Source organism: Mesorhizobium sp. M0058 (genome assembly GCF_040323095.1).
Taxonomy (GTDB): domain Bacteria; phylum Pseudomonadota; class Alphaproteobacteria; order Rhizobiales; family Rhizobiaceae; genus Mesorhizobium.
Window position 1 is genome coordinate 198,403 of sequence record NZ_JAMYUQ010000014.1, and the last position, 16,704, is coordinate 215,106.

General features: G+C 62.8%; 16 protein-coding genes and 1 riboswitch. Of the genes, 5 read left to right on the forward strand and 11 right to left on the reverse strand.

All coding sequences use genetic code 11. The features are described 5' to 3' along the window. Window positions 1–153 precede the first annotated feature (153 nt). Window positions 154–1,254, reverse strand: coding sequence for an FAD-binding oxidoreductase (locus NKJ75_RS24335; RefSeq protein ID WP_023690258.1), 1,101 nt, complete (start codon window positions 1,252–1,254; stop codon window positions 154–156). A gap of 37 nt (window positions 1,255–1,291) precedes the next feature. Further along, window positions 1,292–2,539: an aromatic ring-hydroxylating oxygenase subunit alpha gene (locus NKJ75_RS24340; RefSeq protein ID WP_023668884.1), complete on the reverse strand. Its 1,248-nt coding sequence runs from the start codon at window positions 2,537–2,539 to the stop codon at window positions 1,292–1,294. Window positions 2,540–2,656: 117 nt separating this feature from the next. Then, a riboswitch (cobalamin riboswitch) is annotated at window positions 2,657–2,858 on the reverse strand. A gap of 499 nt (window positions 2,859–3,357) precedes the next feature. Between NKJ75_RS24340 and NKJ75_RS24345 the strand changes: the two genes are divergently transcribed. The 3 genes from NKJ75_RS24345 to NKJ75_RS24355 all read left to right on the forward strand — a co-directional run bounded on the left by NKJ75_RS24345 (window position 3,358) and on the right by NKJ75_RS24355 (window position 4,139). Continuing rightward, complete coding sequence (locus NKJ75_RS24345) at window positions 3,358–3,564, forward strand: DUF680 domain-containing protein (RefSeq protein ID WP_023668885.1); 207 nt, start codon at window positions 3,358–3,360, stop codon at window positions 3,562–3,564. A gap of 66 nt (window positions 3,565–3,630) precedes the next feature. Continuing rightward, a complete protein-coding gene (locus tag NKJ75_RS24350) occupies window positions 3,631–3,834 on the forward strand; it encodes a DUF680 domain-containing protein (RefSeq protein WP_023668886.1) in 204 nt (67 codons plus the stop codon). Window positions 3,835–3,905: 71 nt separating this feature from the next. After that, window positions 3,906–4,139 carry a DUF680 domain-containing protein gene (locus NKJ75_RS24355; RefSeq protein ID WP_023694259.1) on the forward strand — a complete coding sequence of 78 codons (234 nt, stop codon included), beginning with the start codon at window positions 3,906–3,908 and terminating at the stop codon, window positions 4,137–4,139. Window positions 4,140–4,211: 72 nt separating this feature from the next. On the opposite strand, the gene NKJ75_RS24360 is transcribed toward NKJ75_RS24355, so the two are convergent. The 5 genes from NKJ75_RS24360 to NKJ75_RS24380 form a co-directional block, all read right to left on the reverse strand. Further along, entirely contained in the window at window positions 4,212–5,324 is a 1,113-nt protein-coding gene (locus tag NKJ75_RS24360) for an ABC transporter ATP-binding protein (RefSeq protein WP_023668888.1), read from the reverse strand. Window positions 5,325–5,390: 66 nt separating this feature from the next. After that, window positions 5,391–7,055 (reverse strand): beta-galactosidase BglA, encoded by a 1,665-nt coding sequence (gene bglA, locus NKJ75_RS24365; RefSeq protein ID WP_031198273.1) that lies wholly within the window; start codon window positions 7,053–7,055, stop codon window positions 5,391–5,393. Window positions 7,056–7,060: 5 nt separating this feature from the next. Further along, complete coding sequence (locus NKJ75_RS24370; RefSeq protein ID WP_023834417.1) at window positions 7,061–8,215, reverse strand: carbohydrate ABC transporter permease; 1,155 nt, start codon at window positions 8,213–8,215, stop codon at window positions 7,061–7,063. A gap of 1 nt (window position 8,216) precedes the next feature. Beyond that, window positions 8,217–9,230 (reverse strand): carbohydrate ABC transporter permease, encoded by a 1,014-nt coding sequence (locus NKJ75_RS24375; protein WP_023668891.1) that lies wholly within the window; start codon window positions 9,228–9,230, stop codon window positions 8,217–8,219. Window positions 9,231–9,465: 235 nt separating this feature from the next. After that, complete coding sequence (locus tag NKJ75_RS24380; protein ID WP_023690253.1) at window positions 9,466–10,821, reverse strand: ABC transporter substrate-binding protein; 1,356 nt, start codon at window positions 10,819–10,821, stop codon at window positions 9,466–9,468. A gap of 364 nt (window positions 10,822–11,185) precedes the next feature. On the opposite strand from NKJ75_RS24380, the gene NKJ75_RS24385 reads away from it, so the two are divergent. Together NKJ75_RS24385 and NKJ75_RS24390 are read left to right on the forward strand one after the other, a co-directional pair. Next, entirely contained in the window at window positions 11,186–12,208 is a 1,023-nt protein-coding gene (locus NKJ75_RS24385) for a substrate-binding domain-containing protein (protein ID WP_023745155.1), read from the forward strand. 165 nt (window positions 12,209–12,373) lie between these two features. Next, the gene (locus NKJ75_RS24390; protein ID WP_352500301.1) at window positions 12,374–13,720 is read left to right on the forward strand and encodes an NAD(P)/FAD-dependent oxidoreductase; all 1,347 of its coding nucleotides are present in this window, start codon (window positions 12,374–12,376) and stop codon (window positions 13,718–13,720) included. Window positions 13,721–13,745: 25 nt separating this feature from the next. On the opposite strand, the gene NKJ75_RS24395 is transcribed toward NKJ75_RS24390, so the two are convergent. The 4 genes from NKJ75_RS24395 to NKJ75_RS24410 form a co-directional block, all read right to left on the reverse strand. After that, a complete protein-coding gene (locus NKJ75_RS24395; RefSeq protein WP_023745153.1) occupies window positions 13,746–15,158 on the reverse strand; it encodes a S8 family serine peptidase in 1,413 nt (470 codons plus the stop codon). Next, entirely contained in the window at window positions 15,148–15,816 is a 669-nt protein-coding gene (locus tag NKJ75_RS24400; RefSeq protein ID WP_023745152.1) for a hypothetical protein, read from the reverse strand. The genes NKJ75_RS24395 and NKJ75_RS24400 overlap by 11 nt, the downstream gene beginning before the upstream one ends. A 14-nt stretch (window positions 15,817–15,830) precedes the next feature. After that, window positions 15,831–16,397: a sigma-70 family RNA polymerase sigma factor gene (locus tag NKJ75_RS24405; protein ID WP_023725917.1), complete on the reverse strand. Its 567-nt coding sequence runs from the start codon at window positions 16,395–16,397 to the stop codon at window positions 15,831–15,833. Between the two features lie 86 nt (window positions 16,398–16,483). Next, window positions 16,484–16,704: hypothetical protein (locus NKJ75_RS24410; RefSeq protein ID WP_352500302.1), on the reverse strand; the 221-nt coding region annotated here is incomplete at its 5' end.

Here is a 16,704-nt window from a genome sequence, read left to right on the forward strand (position 1 = left end):
CCCCCGTCCCATGCGCCCTGAAGGGATGCGCCGGCTTCACGGTCTGCCAAGCCCTTCCTAAGTGCGTCTAAATCACTTGGCCGTTGGTTGGCAAGACAAAGACCCGCGAATACAACGCCTGCGTCGGCGACCGTTGCGGCGAAGTCGACCGGCTCAAGCCTCGATTTCGAGCGCCGACAATGGTTTCGAGCAGCAGGCAAGGATGAAACCGTCATCGATCTCGTGGTCGAGGATGCCGCCATTGTGGCTCATCTCGACTTCGCCGGAGACCTTCTTCACCTTGCAGGTGCCGCACAGGCCGAACTCGCAGGCGGCGGGAATCCGCACGCCCGAGCTGCGCGCGGTCTGCAGCACGGTCTGGCCGGCGACGCAGCCGGCGTCGACCTCCGAAAGCGAGAAGCGGATCGGCGTCACGGCTTCGACAGGTGCAGCGATGCCGTCCTCGACCGGGGAGGCAAACGGCGCCGGAATTTCCTCCACCACAGGCGCGGCAAAGCTCTCCTGATGGTATTTCGTCATGTCGAAGCCGGCGGCATCCAGCATGCCGCGCACGGCGCGCATGAACGGATCGGGGCCGCAGCAGAAGATTTCGCGCTCGCGGAAGTCCGGAGCCAGCAAGGGCAGCCGGATCGCGTCGATGCGGCCCATATGGCCGTACCAGCCTTCGCGGCTGGAACGTTCCTCGATCATGAAGCCGAGCGACAGGCCGGGCATATGGCCGCCGAGCAGTTCGAGTTCCTTGCGGAAGATGATCTCTTCGGCACGCCGCGCGCAGTTGACGAAACCGACATCGGTCCATGGCGCGCAGTCGTTCAGCCAGCGCAGCATCGACATCATCGGCGTCACGCCGGAGCCGGCGGAAATGAACAGGTATTTGGCCGCCGGGTGGCTGTGCAACGAGAAGTCGCCGGCCGGTCCGTAGGCCTTGACATGCGAACCGGGCACCAGATGGTCGAACATCCAGCGCGTGCCGATGCTGCCGGCCTGCGCCTTGATCGTCACCGCGATCGAAAACGGCCGCGATGGCGACGACGACAGCGTGTAGGTGCGCATCAGCGGCCCGTCCGGTGTCGGCAGTTCCAGCGTCAGGAACTGGCCCGGCTTGTAGCGGAACCAGGTCTGGTTGTCGGAGCGGAAGGTGAAGGTCTTGACGTCGGGCGCCTCGTCGCTGACGCCGATCACTTCCAGCACCTGCAGCCTATCGTTCCACGGCGCCATCTGGTCGAGATGGCGATAGAGCCCAAGATCCGTCATCGCATTCATCCTCTGGTCCCTCTTCGCCTGCTCCAGCTCACGCGACGCTGCGTAGCGCCGGCCGGCCGCCTTCGGCAAGGCGCGGGCCGATGAAGGCCGCGTACCATTCGACGAACTGGATCACGCCGCCCTCGTGCAGCTCCGAATAGGGGCCGGGCTCATAGGCCGGAGACAGGATGCCGAAGGCGTTTTCCTCGACGATGCGGCGGTCCTGGTCGTTGGTCTCGGTCCAGACATGGGTGAGCTCCTCAAGGTTGTAGTCGACCCCCTCGACCGCATCCTTGTGCACCAGCCACTTGGTCGTCACCGCGGTTTCGGTGGCGCTGATCGGCAGCACCCGGAAGGTGACCGCATGGTCGATCAGTATGTGGTTCCAGGTCGTCGGATAGTGGTAGTGCATCAAGGTGCCGATGCGGTCGGCGGCAACAGTGTCGGACAGGTTCTTCGTCACCGCGCGCTTTCCCGACATCGTGTAGCTGACGGCATCGCGCAGCAGCGGCGCGCGGGTGGCGCGGTATTGCCCGGCCGGATCGATGCGGAACTTGCTCGGCAGGCCCGCCGCCTCGCATTTCGCCCAGTGCGCCAGCATCTCCGGATCGCTGTCGGCGCCCTGCACGCCGGTCACCGTCGGCGCTTCGGGGAATGTCTTGCACAGCTCTGGATGATTGCCGGCGCAGTGATAGCATTCGCGGTTGTTTTCCCAGACCAGCTTCCAGTTGCCCTTCTCGATGATGGTGCTCTCGAAGGCGACCTTGGCTTCATTCAGCCGGTGCGGCTTGAGGTAGGGCTCTATCATGGCGCGCATCGGCGCAAAGTCGGCAGGTTCTTTCGCCAGGCAGATGAAGATGTAGCCGCCGACGCTCTCGCAGGCGACGGGCTTCAGGCCGAACTGGCTCTTGTCGAAACCGTCGGCCATCTGGCGGGCAAACAGCAGCCGGCCGTCAAGCTCGTAGGTCCACTGGTGATAGGGGCAGACAAGCTTTGCCGCCATGCCCTTCTCAGTGTTGCAGACACGGCTGCCGCGATGGCGGCAGGAATTGTGAAAGGCGTTGATGTTGCCCTTCTGGTCGCGGACCAGCACCACCGGATAATCGCCGATCTGCACGGTGATATAGCTGCCGGGCTTCGGCAGTTCGCAATCATGGCCGATGAACAGCCAGTCGCGATACCAGATAAGCTCCATGTCGAGCTTGAAATAGTCCGGGTCGGTGTAGAAGGGCTGTTCCAGCGAAAAGCCTTGCTTGCGGCCGTTCAGGAGCCTCAGCATGTCGTTGCGCGTATCCATAGTTCTGTCCTCGTGGTTTAAGGACTGAACTTGGTGGTGATGGAGGAAGGATCGGACGCAGGCCGGCGCGGCGCCGGACATGCACTATCCACCTCTTGACCGCCCACCGCGATCAGTCGAGTCTATGCATCTCGGGCTGGTTTCCGGGCTCTGGAGTTGTCCTTGCGGACCATCGCGACACCTTCCCAGGCTCTTGCCCAGTGGTCTCCCGTTGCGACTTCAACTCCACCACCGTTGCGGGGGCAGCGCCGGATTCTGACCGGCTTCCCAATTCTCCGCTGCGTCGTCACGAAGCGGCACCTGAGATGCGATCATCTAATCACGGCAGCGATCGCGACGTCGGCATGAAAGCGACATCGTATCCATGCGGCGCGACACGCGCGGCATACGCCCCGCCGACCACCGAAGGGCTGAGATCCTGTCTTGCGGCGCTATCATCGCCGTTTCGAATCGCTGCGGATCCAGTTCCGATCGGGGGCAAAAAGGGCTCAACGGTATCGAAAAGTTACTATTAGCAATCTCTAATCGAACCGAACGGTTCGTTTCTGTTGACAATGCGTGCAGGACGGTGTGAACGACGGCCCGGAAACCGACACCGGAGCGAACCACTCGGTTCGACATAAGCAACTGAAAACAATGCGATAAATGACCATAGAGGAACTTCCTGGCACAATTTCAAGGTGCAGGACCGTGGTCCACACGGAACAACTTCGTGATTGGAAACCAGCCTATGGCTTTCCCACATCGGGGCTGTCCGAACGACGCGAATTCCTCCCAAGACACGCCGCTAGACGGACAGACAAACTGGAGTCCTAAAAATGAAAAAGATCATCCTCACTGCCGCAGCCGTTTTGGCGATCACCGGCAGCGCCTTCGCCGGTAGCGACAATTACGGTTCCAATGGTGCGAACCAGCCAGCCGTCTCGGTCGACAGCTCGTATACGGCTTCCATTCAGAAGCCGGCGCACGCTGACAAGCAGCCTGTCGTTCAGGGCGCCGACCGCGACCTCTACGGCAATCGCTGATCCCGACCAAAGAAGGGCGGCTAACCCGTCGCTCTCGGGATCCCAAAAAATTCAGGAGTATTTGAAATGAAAAAGATCATCCTTGCTGCCGCCGCCGTTTTGGCCATCTCCGGCAGCGCTTTCGCCGGCAGCGACAACTACGGTTCGAACGGCGCCAACCAGCCTGCGATTACGTCGACCGATAGTGGCCATACGGCTTCGGTTGAGAAGTCGGCTCCAGCCGAGCAGGCGCCTGCCCACGGTGCCGACCGTAACCTTTTCGGCCGCTAAAAGCCGGTTTCCAGCACGTGGCGGGCTTATCCGCTGCAGCTGGCAGCATCAGAAAAATTCAGGAGACTAAAATGAAGAAGATCGTTCTCGCCACCGCAGCCGTTCTGGCTGTTTCGAGCGCTGCCTTTGCCGGCAGCGACAATTATGGCTCCAATGGCGCCAACCAGCCGGCCGCTGCCGTCGACACCACCCGCACTTCGTCGACCGGCACCAACTCGGCGGTCTACAAGCTGCTGAACTCGTCGGACGACCAACAGAAGTTCGTTCCTCAGAGCAGCGACAGGGATCGGTTCGGCAACAACTAACAGCCGAAGCTTAAAAAAGAGTGGCGGGCCTGGCCCGCCGCTCTTTTTTTATGCCTGTACGACGCAGCTATCTCAAGCCGCCTTCACTTCCACCGGCTTGAGCGAGAAGGAGTGCCCATCGGCGTCGAAGATGTGCAGGTCCCCGGCATCCGCGGTCAGTCGCAGCTTTGCCCCGCGCTTGACCTCGACATTGCCGGGCAGCTTGGTCACCAACGGCAGGTCGGCGCGGCCGATATCGACATAGACAAGCTGCACCTCGCCGAGTTGCTCGACATAGTCCACCACGCCCTCGAAAAGATATTCCGCGCCGGTGGCGGCCGACAGATCCTCCGGCCGCACGCCGAAGCTGACTGCCGCACCCTTTGCTGACGCCGGCGTTGCGATCGGCACCGTTGCCTTGCGGCCGCCGACATGGCTGACGATTGTCGGGTTGCCCGTCCTGTCGATTGTCGCCGGCAGGATGTTCATGGCCGGCGAGCCGATGAACTGGGCAACGAACAGATTGCCGGGCTTCTTGTAGAGGTCCATCGGCGTGCCGACCTGCTCGATATGGCCGTCCTTCAGCACGACGATGCGGTCGGCGAGCGTCATCGCTTCGACCTGATCGTGGGTGACGTAGATCATGGTCGTGGCAGGCATCGATTCCTTGAGCTTGGCGATCTCGATGCGGGTCGCGACGCGCAGCGCCGCGTCGAGATTCGACAGCGGCTCGTCGAACAGGAACACTTTCGGATTGCGCACGATGGCGCGACCGATGGCGACACGCTGGCGCTGGCCGCCCGACATCGCCTTGGGCAGGCGGTCGAGATATTTGGTCAGCTGCAGGATTTCGGCGGCCTGCCGCACCCGCTTGTCGATCTCGGCCTTGCTTTCCTTGCCGATCTTCATCGAGAAGGCCATGTTGTCGTAGACGGTCATGTGCGGATAGAGCGCATAGGACTGGAACACCATGGCAATGCCGCGCTTGGAAGGCGGCACGTCGTTCACCACCTCGCCGGCGATCTTCAGCTCGCCGGAGGTGATCTCCTCAAGCCCGGCGATGGACCGCAGCAAGGTCGACTTGCCGCAACCCGACGGGCCGACGAAGACGATGAACTCGCCCGACTTTATGTCGAGGTCGATGCCGTGGAGAATGTGCAGATTGCCGTATGATTTCTTCACCTGTCTCAGCGTGACATCGGCCATAATTTCCTCCCAGTGATTTCCCTAGAGAACCTGGATTTCCTCAAAAAATCCAGTTTCGTCAAAAACTCAGTCGATGCGCCCGAACCAGGCGCCGTAGCCGCCGAGGCGGATGGAACCTGTGCCGGATTGTCCCGAAAAACCGTGCCCGGCCAATGGCAGCAGCGCCTGACCACCGAGATCGACCTCGGCCGGCTTGCTGGCCAGATTGAAGACGCAGACGATCTGCTCATTGCCCTCACGGCGGGTGAAGGCGACGGTGTCGCCCTCGCTTTCGATGAACTCGATGTCGCCTTTGGCCAGGGCCGGATGCTGGCGGCGGAAACCGAGAAAGCGCCGGTAGTGCTCGAGCAGCGAGGCCGCGTCGCCCTGCTGAACATTGACCGCTTGCGACAAGTGCTTGCCCGGCACCGGCAGCCAGGGCTTGGCCGTCGAAAAGCCGGCATTGCTGGCGGTTGCATCCCACACCATCGGCGTGCGGCAGCCGTCGCGGCCCTTGAATTCGGGCCAGAAGCGAATGCCGTAGGGGTCCTGCAGATCCTCGAACTGCAACTCGGCTTCGCCCAGCCCAAGCTCCTCTCCCTGATAGAGGCAGACCGAACCGCGCAGCGACATCAGCAGCGCCGAGATAACCTTCAGATAGGCGGCCGGGTCGGCCTCGTCGGCGGCCCAGCGCGAGGCCGGACGCATCACGTCGTGGTTGGAAAAGGCCCAGCACGACCAGCCGTCGCTGGCGACCTTGCCGAAGGCTTCCAGCACCTGGCGCACCTTGGCGGCGCTGATCTTTTCCGGCGCCAGGAAATCGAAGGAATAGCACATGTGGACGCGTTTGCCGCCGGCGGTGTAGGCGGCGACCACTTCCAGCCCACGCTGCGAATCGCCGACTTCGCCGACCGCGGCGGCCGCCGGATATTCGTCGAGCAGCGCCCGGAACCGTTCGAGGAAGGCAAGGTTTTCCGGCCGGCTCTTGTCGTAGATATGGTCCTGGTAGTTGTAGGGATTGACCGCAGGTGCTGTCTGGTCGTTGCGCTCTTCGGGCGGCAGCGGCGGATTGTTCTCCAGCCCCTGGCTGTGGAAGTAGAAATTGATGGTGTCGAGGCGGAAGCCGTCGACGCCGCGCTCCAGCCAGAAGCGGGTGACGTCGAGCAGCGCGTCCTGGACTTCCAGATTGTGGAAGTTGAGGTCCGGCTGCTCGGACAGGAAATTATGCAGATAATATTGCTGGCGGCTGGTGTCCCACTGCCAGGCCGAGCCGCCGAAGATCGACAGCCAGTTGTTGGGCGGCGTGCCGTCCGGCCTGGCGTCGGCCCAGACATACCAGTCGGCCTTGGGATTGCTACGGCTGGCGCGGCTCTCCTTGAACCATGGATGGTTGTCGGCGGTGTGCGACAGCACCTCGTCGATCATCACCTTGAGGCCGAGGTGATGGGCTTCCGCAACCAGCGCGTCGAAATCGGCGAGCGTCCCGAACATCGGGTCGACGTCGCAATAGTCCGAGACGTCGTAGCCGAAATCCTTCATCGGCGACTTGAAGAAGGGCGAAATCCAGATGGCGTCGACGCCGAGCGAGGCGATGTAGGGCAGCCTGCGGATGATGCCCTTGAGGTCGCCGATGCCGTCGCCATTGGAGTCCTGATAGGAGCGCGGATAGATCTGGTAGATCACCGCGCCCCGCCACCAGTCGCGATCGACGGCGAGATCGGGCTTCGAGGTCGCCTTCAAAGCGGCTTGCATAAGTCTCAACCTCCTTTGACCGAGCCGGCCAGCAGCCCGCGGACGAAATAGCGCTGCAGCGAGAAGAACACGATCAGCGGCACGATAATGGTGACGAAGGCCGATGTCGTCAGGATTTCCCAGTCGCCGCCGCGCGAGCCGAGCAGCGCGTTGAGCTTCGCGGTCAGCACGATCTGGTCCCCTTCGGTACCGAGGAAAACCATTGCCACCAACAAATCGTTCCACACCCACAGGAACTGGAAGATTGCAAAGGACGCCAGCACCGGGAAGGACAGCGGCAGCACGATCTTGACGAAGATTTCGAAATCGCTGGCGCCATCTATGCGCGCCGATTCCATGATCTCGCGCGGCAGGCCGGCAATATAGCTGCGCAGGAGATAGATGGCGAAGGGCAGGCCGAAGCCGGTATGCGCCAGCCAGATGCCGAGATAGGTTTTCGACGGCACACCGAAGAAGATGCCGACGCCGTTGTAGATCTTCAAAAGCGGGATCAAGGACATCTGCAGCGGCACGACCAGCAGGCCGATGATTGTGGCGATCAGCAAGGCGCGGCCGGGAAAACGCATCCACGCCAATGCATAGGCGGCGAAGGCGGCGATCAGGATCGGGATGACCGTCGCCGGGATGGTGACGGTCAGCGAGTTTATGAACGAGCGGCCGATGCCCTCCGAAAACAGCACGGTCTTGTAATTGTCGGTGGTGAATTTCGGCGGCGCCGACGAGGCGTAATAGACGCGCTGGCCACGGTCGCCTTCGAAAGCCTTGGGCGAACTCATGACGAACGTTCCGTCGGCATTGAGCTGCAAGGTCACGCCGTCGCCGAGATCGGCAGTGGTGCCGGCCGGATATTGCGTCGGTGCCGCCGACTTGACGCCGAAGGCGCTGATGTTGCGCGCAGCACCGTCGCCGAAGATATTGCCGGCAAGCAGGAACTTGCCGTCCTTCTCGACCTGCGCCGAGGCCGGCGGCAGGCGGCCGGCTTCAGTCTGGCTGGAGCTGGAGAACGAGTTCCACCAGCCCGAGGCGATGATCTGGTCCTTGTCGCGCAGCGACGAGACCAGGATGCCGAGCGTCGGCACGGTCCAGACGGCGACGAAGACAAGCACGGCGATGTGGACGCCGAAGCGGCTGGCAAAGGACTTTCCGGTCGCGACGGCCATCTCAATGTCCTCCCGTCTCTTTGTTCGCCTGGCGGATGTTCCAGACCATGATCGGGATGACCGCGATCATGATGATGATGGCGATGGTGGCGCCGCGGCCGAAATCGCCGCCGCCGCGGAACATCCAGTCGAACATCAGATTGGCCAGCACTTGGCTGTTCCATTGGCCGTTGGTCATGGTCAGCACGATGTCGAACACTTTCAGCACCAGGATGGTGATCGTCGTCCAGACCACGGCGATGGTGCCCCAGATCTGCGGCACCATGATCTTCCAGAAGATCTGGAACGGATTGGCGCCGTCGATGACCGCGGCTTCAAGCGTCTCTTCGGGGATGCCGCGCAACGCCGAAGACAGGATGACCATGGCAAAGCCGGTCTGGATCCAGATCAGGATGATCATCAGGAAGAAATTGTTCCAGAACGGCAGCGATATCCAGACCTGCGGCTGGCCGCCGAAATACTGGATGATGGCGTTGAGCAGGCCGATCTGCGTCTGGCCCTCGCCGCGATATTCGTAGATGAATTTCCAGATCACGCTGGCGCCGACGAAGGAGATCGCCAGCGGCAGGAAGATCAGGCTCTTGGCGATTGTGCCCCACCAGATCTTGTCCGTGAGCACGGCGATTATCAACCCTAGAAAGGTGCAGGCGGCGGGCACCACCGCCAGCCAGATGATGTTGTTCAGGATCGAGTTGCGGAACTCGCGGTCGCCGAACGCCCATTCATAGTTGGCGAAGCCGACAAAATGCTGGCCGCCGCGGTCGAGGAAGGACAGCCAGAGCGTCGCCACCACCGGATAGATCAGGTAGACGGTGAGGATGATCATCGCCGGGCCGACGAACAGCCACGGACGGACCAGTCCTTGCCGGCGCAGATTGTCGATGGCCGCAGCCCCGGCCACGCCGCGCGACGGGAATATCAGGTCGACCAGCTTGTTGGCGCCCCAGAAATAGGCGACGCAGCCGCCGACGCCGATGATGATGACAAAAATGGCCGATAAGATCTGAGCAGCCATGGGTCCCTCTTCCCTGCGCATGATCGGCCGGGCCTTGAACAGCCCTGGCGATGTGGCTCTGCGCCGATTTAAGTTATTCTGAAACGAACGAACGCAAATCGGTCCGGCGTAAGGCGCCGGTCGGATCCGGGCCATAGCGGCCCGGACCCAGTCTGTGGAGGAAGTCCTGAATTTGCCGCCAAAGCGGCTGATTACTTGGCAGTGGTTACTTGCCAGCTGACTGCTTGCCAGCTGACTACTTGATAGCGTCCCAGCTCTTCTGGATGTCGGTGGCGACATCCTGCGCCGACTTGCCGCCGACCAGATCGATCATGCCGGTCCAGAAGGCGCCGGCGCCGATCTTGCCCGGCATCAGGTCCGAACCGTCGAAGCGGAAGGTCGAGGCATTGGCGAGGATATCGCCCTGCTTCTTCAGCGCGTCGCTGGCATAGGCATCCTTGTTGACCGACTTGAGCGGCGTGACGAAGCCGCCCTGGGCCATCCAGATTTCATGTGCCAGCGGCATTTTCAGGAATTCGATGAACGCGCGTGCACCCTTCGAATCCTTGGTGATCATGGCCAGCGTGCCGGCGCCGAGCACAGGCGTGCCCAGCTCGGGCTTGGATGCATAGGGCGGGAAGTAGAAGAAGTCGGCGTCCTGTCCAACCTTTGTGCCTTCCGGGAAGAAGGTCGGGATGAACGATGCCTGATGGTGCAGGTAGCATTTCGGCGGCACCGAGAAGAGGCCCTTCGGGCTGTCGCGGAAGTCGGTCGCGGCAACCGCCTTGGCCCCACCGTCGACCATCTTGTCGTCGGTCGCGATCTTGCCGAAAATGTCGATGGCGTTGACCACCGCCGGATCGTTGAACGGGATCTCGTTCTTTACCCACTTGTCATACACGTCGGGCGTCTGGGTGCGCAGCATGATGTCTTCGACCCAGTCGGTCGCCGGCCAGCCGGTAGCGCCGCCTGAGCCGAGGCCGATGCACCACGGCGTGCCGCCGTCGGCGATGATCTTCTTCTCGAGGTCGGCGAGCTCTTCCTGGGTCTTGGGAACCTTGTAGCCGGCTTCCTCGAAATTGTCGGGCGAATACCAGACCAGCGATTTCACGTCGGCCTTGTAGGGGAAGGCGAAGAAGCCCGGCTTGCCGTCCTTGTCCTTGAAGGTGCCGAGATCGACCCATGACTGGCCGGCGCCGTAATTGTCCTTGATCCATTTGGCGGTGTCGTCGCCCAGCGGCGTCAAAAGGCCCTTGGACGCCAGATCCTGGATCAGGCCCGGCTGCGGCAGTACGGCGATATTGGGCGGGCTGCCGGCCTGGGTATCGATGACGATCTGCTGTTCGTAATTTTCCGACGAGGAGTATTTGATCTCGGCGCCGGTGGCTTCCTGAAAATATTCGAGAACAGTGCGGATGAGGCCTTCGTCCTCGCCGCGCCAGGGCCCGAAGATGGTCAGCGTCTCGCCCTTGAGATCGACCTTCTTCAGCTCTTCGTAATTGGCCCAGTTGAAGCGCTTATCTTCCCCGGGCTTGAACTTCAGTTCGGCTTGCGCCGGCAGGGACAAGGCGAGCGTGGCAAACGCTGCGCCAAGCAGAAGCATCTTCTTCATCGGTATTCCTCCCAGTGTGGACACATACACCCGGACGGAACCTCCATTCCGCCCGCCGACGCTGCAGGACTGTGACTCGTTCAGAAAGGAACCGCAACCTTTCGAAGAGTCTTCCAAAGCGCTTTGGTCTTTTTGATCTCGCCATTGAATCGGCTGCAAGTCAAGAGGGCGGTGAGCTAATCGATTTAATTTCGAGCTGGAAGACTTGGTAAAGTGCACTGCAGCATAGTTTTACGGCGGTGCAGCAGCGTATTAAGCTTCAAACTGGCCGGACCAGTGCGTATGGTCGACCAGCTTGGCCGCGCCCGTTGTGGCGCCGCGTGGCTTCAAAATTAAAAGCGCTTTGAGGCTTGGAGGCCTCCCAGTGAACCTGAAGCAGCTCTCTCATATGCTGGCCCTGTCGCAGACAACGGTAAGCCGTGCGCTCAACGGCTATCCCGAGGTCAACGAGGAAACCCGCCGGCGTGTGGTGGATGCCGCCAAGCGCCACGGCTACCGGCCCAACCCGAGCGCGCGCCGGCTGGCGACCGGCAAGACGGGCATGATCGGTTATGTCCTGCCGACGGGCGCCTCCGTCGACATCGACCCGCATTTCGTCGAATTCCTCTCCGGCCTCGGCGACTATGCCCGCTCGCACGAGCTCGACCTGGTGCTGTCGCCGGCCGATGCCGACGACCAGGAAACCACCTATCGCCGCATCGTCGCCAACCGACAGGTCGACGCCGTCTACATCTCCTCGCCGCGCCCGGCCGACCGGCGGGTGGCGCTGGTCAACACGCTTGGCATTCCCTTCATCGTCCATGGCCGCAGCGAGGGTTCCGATTTCGACTACCCCTTCACCGACATTGACAATGAGGGCGGCTTCCACGATGCGGCCCGGCTGCTGGTTCAGCTCGGCCACCGGCGGCTGGCGCTGATCAATGGCGACGACCGCGAGACCTTCGCCATCCACCGCGAGCGCGGCATGCGCAGGGCGCTGGCCGCGAGCGGCCTGACGCTCGGCGAGCGCCATGTCTGCTCGGTGACGATGACCGAGGAGAACGGCTATCGCGCCGCCAGGCGCCTGCTCGAACAAAGCGAACCGCCGACGGCGATCGCCTGCTCCAGCCTGATCATGTCGCTCGGCGTCGTGCGCGCCGTGCGCGACCTTGGCCTGACCATTCCCGGCGACCTGTCGCTGATTGCCCATGACGACGTTTTCCCATGGCTGAAGCCGGAGAATTTTTCCGTGCCGCTGTCGACGACGCGCTCGTCGATCCGCCTGGCCGGCGCCCGCATCGCCGAACGCTTGGCAGCGCGCATTTCCGGCTTGGAAGAAGGGGCGCGAGGCGAGGTCTGGCCAGTCGACCTTGTGGTCAGGGGTTCGGTCGCAGGCGCCCCGGTCTAGGGATTAATCCATCGCTCCGCTGGGCAAGTTCACCCTTGTGGATGTTGCCCGCAGATAGATTGACTTTGTTGGGACAACGGTCTGCCTGGACCTGTCCTTGATTTGGCTTCTAGTGGGTGGCAACCAGTAAGCCAGAGCCATCAACCAGTCCTCAGGGTGCGCCACTTGCCCACATTCCCGTTCTCCGAAACGGATCCAATCCGGCATCCTGGCCCGCCGCCGAAAGCGTCGGAGGTGGTCATTGTCGGTGGCGGCATCATCGGCGTAACGACAGCGCTTTTCCTGGCACAGCGGAACATCCCGGTGACGCTGCTGGAAAAGGGACGCATTGCGGCCGAACAGTCGTCCCGAAACTGGGGCTGGATCCGAAAGCAGGGACGAGACGCGGATGAACTGCCCATCGTCATCGAGGCTATTCGCCTGTGGCGGCAACTGGCTGAGGAATGCGGCGAGGACATCGGCCTGACCCAGACAGGTGTGACCTACCTGGCGAAGACCGACAAGGACATGGCCGGCTTCGAAGCCTTCATGAAGATCGCCGCGATCCATGCGCTCGACACCCGTCTCCTGGATGCAGACGAAACCGCGACACTCATCAAAGGCATGTCGCGCAAATTCAAGGGCGCGATGACGACGCCCTCCGACATGCGCGCGGAGCCTTGGCTGGCGGTGCCCGCACTTGCCCGGCTCGCCGTGCGAAAAGGCGTCAAAATCGTCGAGAATTGCGCAGCGCGAACCCTCGAAATCTCAGACGGCAAGGTCAAGGGCGTGTGGACCGAGACGGGGTATATCGAGGCCTCCAGCGTGCTGGTCGCGGGAGGTGCCTGGTCATCCTTGTTCCTGAGAAGACACGGCGTCTCCATCCCCCAGCTCAGCGTCAGGGTAACCGCAGCCGCAACGGACCCCTTGGCTGAAATCTATGCAGGTGCGGCGACTGACGAACACATCGCTTTCAGGCGCCGGCAGGATGGCGGGTATACGCTCGCCGCGGGCGGCAGCCATCTGCATTACCTGGGACCTGACGCCTTCCGGCACGCCACCAAATATCTTCCTGCGCTGAGGGACAATCCGCTGGGGACACGCTACTTTCCGTTCGCGCCGTCAGGTTACCCCGATGCCTGGTCGACGCCGCGCGATTGGGCGCCGGATTCGCACAGCCCTTTCGAGAGAATGCGGGTGCTCGACCCGGCCCCTGAACCGGCCCGTCTGCGTTCGATAAAACGCAAGTTCAAGCACCTCTTTCCGCAGTTCGAGAGGGTTCGCCTGAAGGCAGGCTGGGGCGGCATGATCGACGCCATGCCGGACGTCGTCCCCATCGTGGATCATGTGGCGGCCGTCGGTGGTCTTTTCGTCGCGACGGGAATGAGCGGTCACGGCTTCGGTATCGGGCCTGGCATAGGCCGTGTCGTTGCCGACCTGATCCAGGGAAACCAGACCGGGCACGACCTCAGCCGCTTCCGGCTGTCGCGCTTCCATGATGGCAGCCCTGTCCGGCTGGGCCCGGCGCTCTGAATTGGTGGCGCGAATTTCGCCCGGTTTACTTGTTCGCCGCCGCCTTCGTATCCAGCAGCCCATAACCGAAATCATTGTCCCGCCCCTTCGGGCCAAGGTCCCTGGCGGTGGCGGCCAGCGCCTTTTCGATGTCGTCGGCGGAGCGCTCGGGTGAAGCGTGGATCAAATTGGCGATAGCGCCGGACACGATCGCGGCGGCAAACGAGGTGCCGGTGACGACGTCGGAGCCGGCGCCGCTCGGCGCCACCATCTCGACGCCGGGCGCCGAGATGAAGACATAGGCGCCGCGATTGGCCTGCTGCATCAGCCCGTCCTTGGCGTCGGTGGCGGTGACCGCGATCACGCCCTCATAGGCGGCGGGGTAACCATAGGGCGCTTTCGGCCCGTTGTTGCCGGCCGCCGCGACCAGGATGATGCCGAGCCCACGGGCGTTGCGGCAGGCGGTGGCGAGCAGGTCGTTCTTGGGGCCGACGAAACTCATATTGATGATGCTGACATTCTGGTCCGCCGCCCAGTCGAGCGCCGACAGGATGACATCCATGGTCGACTTGCCGTCCTCGAAGGCGCGGGCGTGATAGATCCTGGCGCCGGGCGCCATGCCTTCGAGCGGGCCGACGCCGGCGATCAGCCCGTCGACCGAGGTACCGTGGTCACGCTTTTCGACCGGCACGTTGGGCATGGCGTCGAACTGATCAGCAATGACGCCGGAAAGCGCCGGATTGGTGTCGTCTATGCCGGTGTCGATGACGGCGATGCGCACGTTTTCGCCACTGGCTTGCTTGTTGTCGAGCTGAATGCGCTCGAAGGCATAGTTGACGATGCCGGCCGCCTGCTGCAGCGAATAGATATGGTTTGGCTCGCGCCGCAGGGTGCGGCCATCGGCGGCCAGCTGCGCCAGCACGGCGCCGACTGTGCGGCCGTCGGGAATGCCGAAGCGCACCAGTGTGGTGCCGAGCAGCCGCGACTGGCGCTGCGAACGCACTTCAAGGCCGAAGGAGGCGGCGATCTGCTGGACGGCGCCGGCATCGCCGTCGACGGTCACCAGCACCTCGTCGGGCACGAACTCGCCGGCGATGGCACGGCGCGGCGCGGTCGCGACAAGATCGGTCGGCGAAACGATCGCCCCGCCGGCGGGTGGCCCGGCCTGCGTGTCGGCAGGCGGCGCTGACGGCCGTGGCGTCGGCACGGGCGCTACGGGAGCCGGTGGGTTGGGAAACAGGTCGACGATCAGGGCCGGAAGGGTAACTGCGCCTGGTTCGCCGCCGACGTTGGCCTCATTGCCGTCTTTCGGGCAGTCGGCAGCCGCCGCTCCGGCCGCGTCGGTGCAGTCGGCCCGGCCGGCATTGGGATCATTGGTCTGCGCCGACGCCGGCACGGCGACGATTGTCGTCGCCGCCACCAGGATCGCCGCAAATCGAATGACCGCCCTAGCTGCCATCAACCGGTTTCCTTCCCTCGATCACAGTCTCCGCGAACGGCTGGGCGGCAATAAGACCGACGAGCTTGGTGTAGTCTGCTCCGGTCTTGACCGGGATAGCAATGCGGAAGACGCCCGAGGCGGTCGGCCCGCCGGCGATCTTCAGCGCGTTCTGGTCGAGGAAGGCGGCGATGTCGGACATCTTCGCATCCGGCTTGAACTTGACCAGCGCGAACGGCAGTTTCGTCAGCTCATCCTCGGCGCCGGCAACCTCGAAATCATGGCTCTTGCCGCCGGTCTGCACGTAGGACTGCACCACGACCAACGCCAGCAGCACCGCCGCTGCCGCCCAGCCGACCGTGGCCGGCATCGCCGTGAACCGGCCGAGTGCCTGCGCCAGCCAGGAACGGCCCGCGGGAGCGCGGACCGGTCCGGCTTCGGCGTCGAGCGCCCTGGCAAAGCGGCTGAGCGCATCGGCCGGTGGCCGGATCGCCTCGTTGGCGGCGGTGGCGCCGGAGAATTCCGCCTCAGCCTCGCCAAGCGCCGCCATCGCCGCCGGATCGCTCGCCAGCCATTCCTCGACGGCTTCGAGGTCCGAGCCTTCCAGCGAGCCGTTCAGGTAGAACGGCAGCAGCGTTTCCATTTCGTCACGGCGTGACATTTTTCCAGCGGCGCTCATATCTTCAGGATTGCTCATGGCCACCCCCTGTCGTAACCGGCGGCCTTGAGGGCTTCGCCGAGTTTCTTGCGGGCGTAGAACATTCGGGTCTTGACGGTGGCGACCGGGATGCCGAGCACCTCGCCGATCTCCGTCACCGACTGTCCATGGTAATAGGCAAGGTCGACCACCGAGCGGTGTTCCTCCGGCAAGGCATCGACGAAGCGCCGCAAGGCGGCGCCCTTGTCTTCCTTCATGGTGGCGACTTCCGGCGTGTCGGCGCCATCGGGAACCTGCGCCGCATCGTCGTCATCGATCCAGTCTTCTTTTTTCTTGCGCAGCATCGACAGCGCCTTGAAGCGGGCGATGCCGAGCAGCCATGTCGAGACTTCCGAGCGCCCTTCGAAACCGGGCGCCTGGCGCCACAGCTCAAGAAAGACCTCGTTTGCGATATCGTCGGCCATCATTTCCGATCCCGTCTGGCGCACCACGAAGCGGTAGACCCGCGCGTGGTGACGCATGAACAGCAGCCGAACAGCGGCACGGTCGCCCTTCGCGACCCGGTCGACAAGCGCGCGATCAGTCTCGGTCGCTGCCGTCATGGCCGGTCGAGCCGCCTGGCTCCTGTCTGCTCTGTCGCCGATCGGTTCAAAAAGGTTCATCCTTCCGCCAAGGAATTTTGGCGAAGCTAACCGAAGAAGGTGAGTGTTGCCAGAGTGTCTCCCTTCTCCCCGTCACTATACGGGGAGAAGGTGGCGGCAGCCGGATGAGGGGCGGCACCGGCGTTGGGGTATTTATGTTTGATGTTGCGCTGCCCCTCACCCTTGTCCAGCCGATAGATGGGTAACACTTTGAACCGGATACATAGGTGACACTTCTCTCCCCCTATGCGTCCGCCGCAGCGCCAAG

Bases quoted from the DNA above. Each gene is read 5' to 3' on its own strand.
- NKJ75_RS24335 (WP_023690258.1), bottom strand. From the start codon at position 1,254: ATGACGGATCTTGGGCTCTATCGCCATCTCGACCAGATGGCGCCGTGG.
- NKJ75_RS24340 (WP_023668884.1), bottom strand. From the start codon at position 2,539: ATGGATACGCGCAACGACATGCTGAGGCTCCTGAACGGCCGCAAGCAA.
- NKJ75_RS24345 (WP_023668885.1), top strand. From the start codon at position 3,358: ATGAAAAAGATCATCCTCACTGCCGCAGCCGTTTTGGCGATCACCGGC.
- NKJ75_RS24350 (WP_023668886.1), top strand. From the start codon at position 3,631: ATGAAAAAGATCATCCTTGCTGCCGCCGCCGTTTTGGCCATCTCCGGC.
- NKJ75_RS24355 (WP_023694259.1), top strand. From the start codon at position 3,906: ATGAAGAAGATCGTTCTCGCCACCGCAGCCGTTCTGGCTGTTTCGAGC.
- NKJ75_RS24360 (WP_023668888.1), bottom strand. From the start codon at position 5,324: ATGGCCGATGTCACGCTGAGACAGGTGAAGAAATCATACGGCAATCTG.
- bglA (WP_031198273.1), bottom strand. From the start codon at position 7,055: ATGCAAGCCGCTTTGAAGGCGACCTCGAAGCCCGATCTCGCCGTCGAT.
- NKJ75_RS24370 (WP_023834417.1), bottom strand. From the start codon at position 8,215: ATGGCCGTCGCGACCGGAAAGTCCTTTGCCAGCCGCTTCGGCGTCCAC.
- NKJ75_RS24375 (WP_023668891.1), bottom strand. From the start codon at position 9,230: ATGGCTGCTCAGATCTTATCGGCCATTTTTGTCATCATCATCGGCGTC.
- NKJ75_RS24380 (WP_023690253.1), bottom strand. From the start codon at position 10,821: ATGAAGAAGATGCTTCTGCTTGGCGCAGCGTTTGCCACGCTCGCCTTG.
- NKJ75_RS24395 (WP_023745153.1), bottom strand. From the start codon at position 15,158: ATGGCAGCTAGGGCGGTCATTCGATTTGCGGCGATCCTGGTGGCGGCG.
- NKJ75_RS24400 (WP_023745152.1), bottom strand. From the start codon at position 15,816: ATGAGCGCCGCTGGAAAAATGTCACGCCGTGACGAAATGGAAACGCTG.
- NKJ75_RS24405 (WP_023725917.1), bottom strand. From the start codon at position 16,397: ATGACGGCAGCGACCGAGACTGATCGCGCGCTTGTCGACCGGGTCGCG.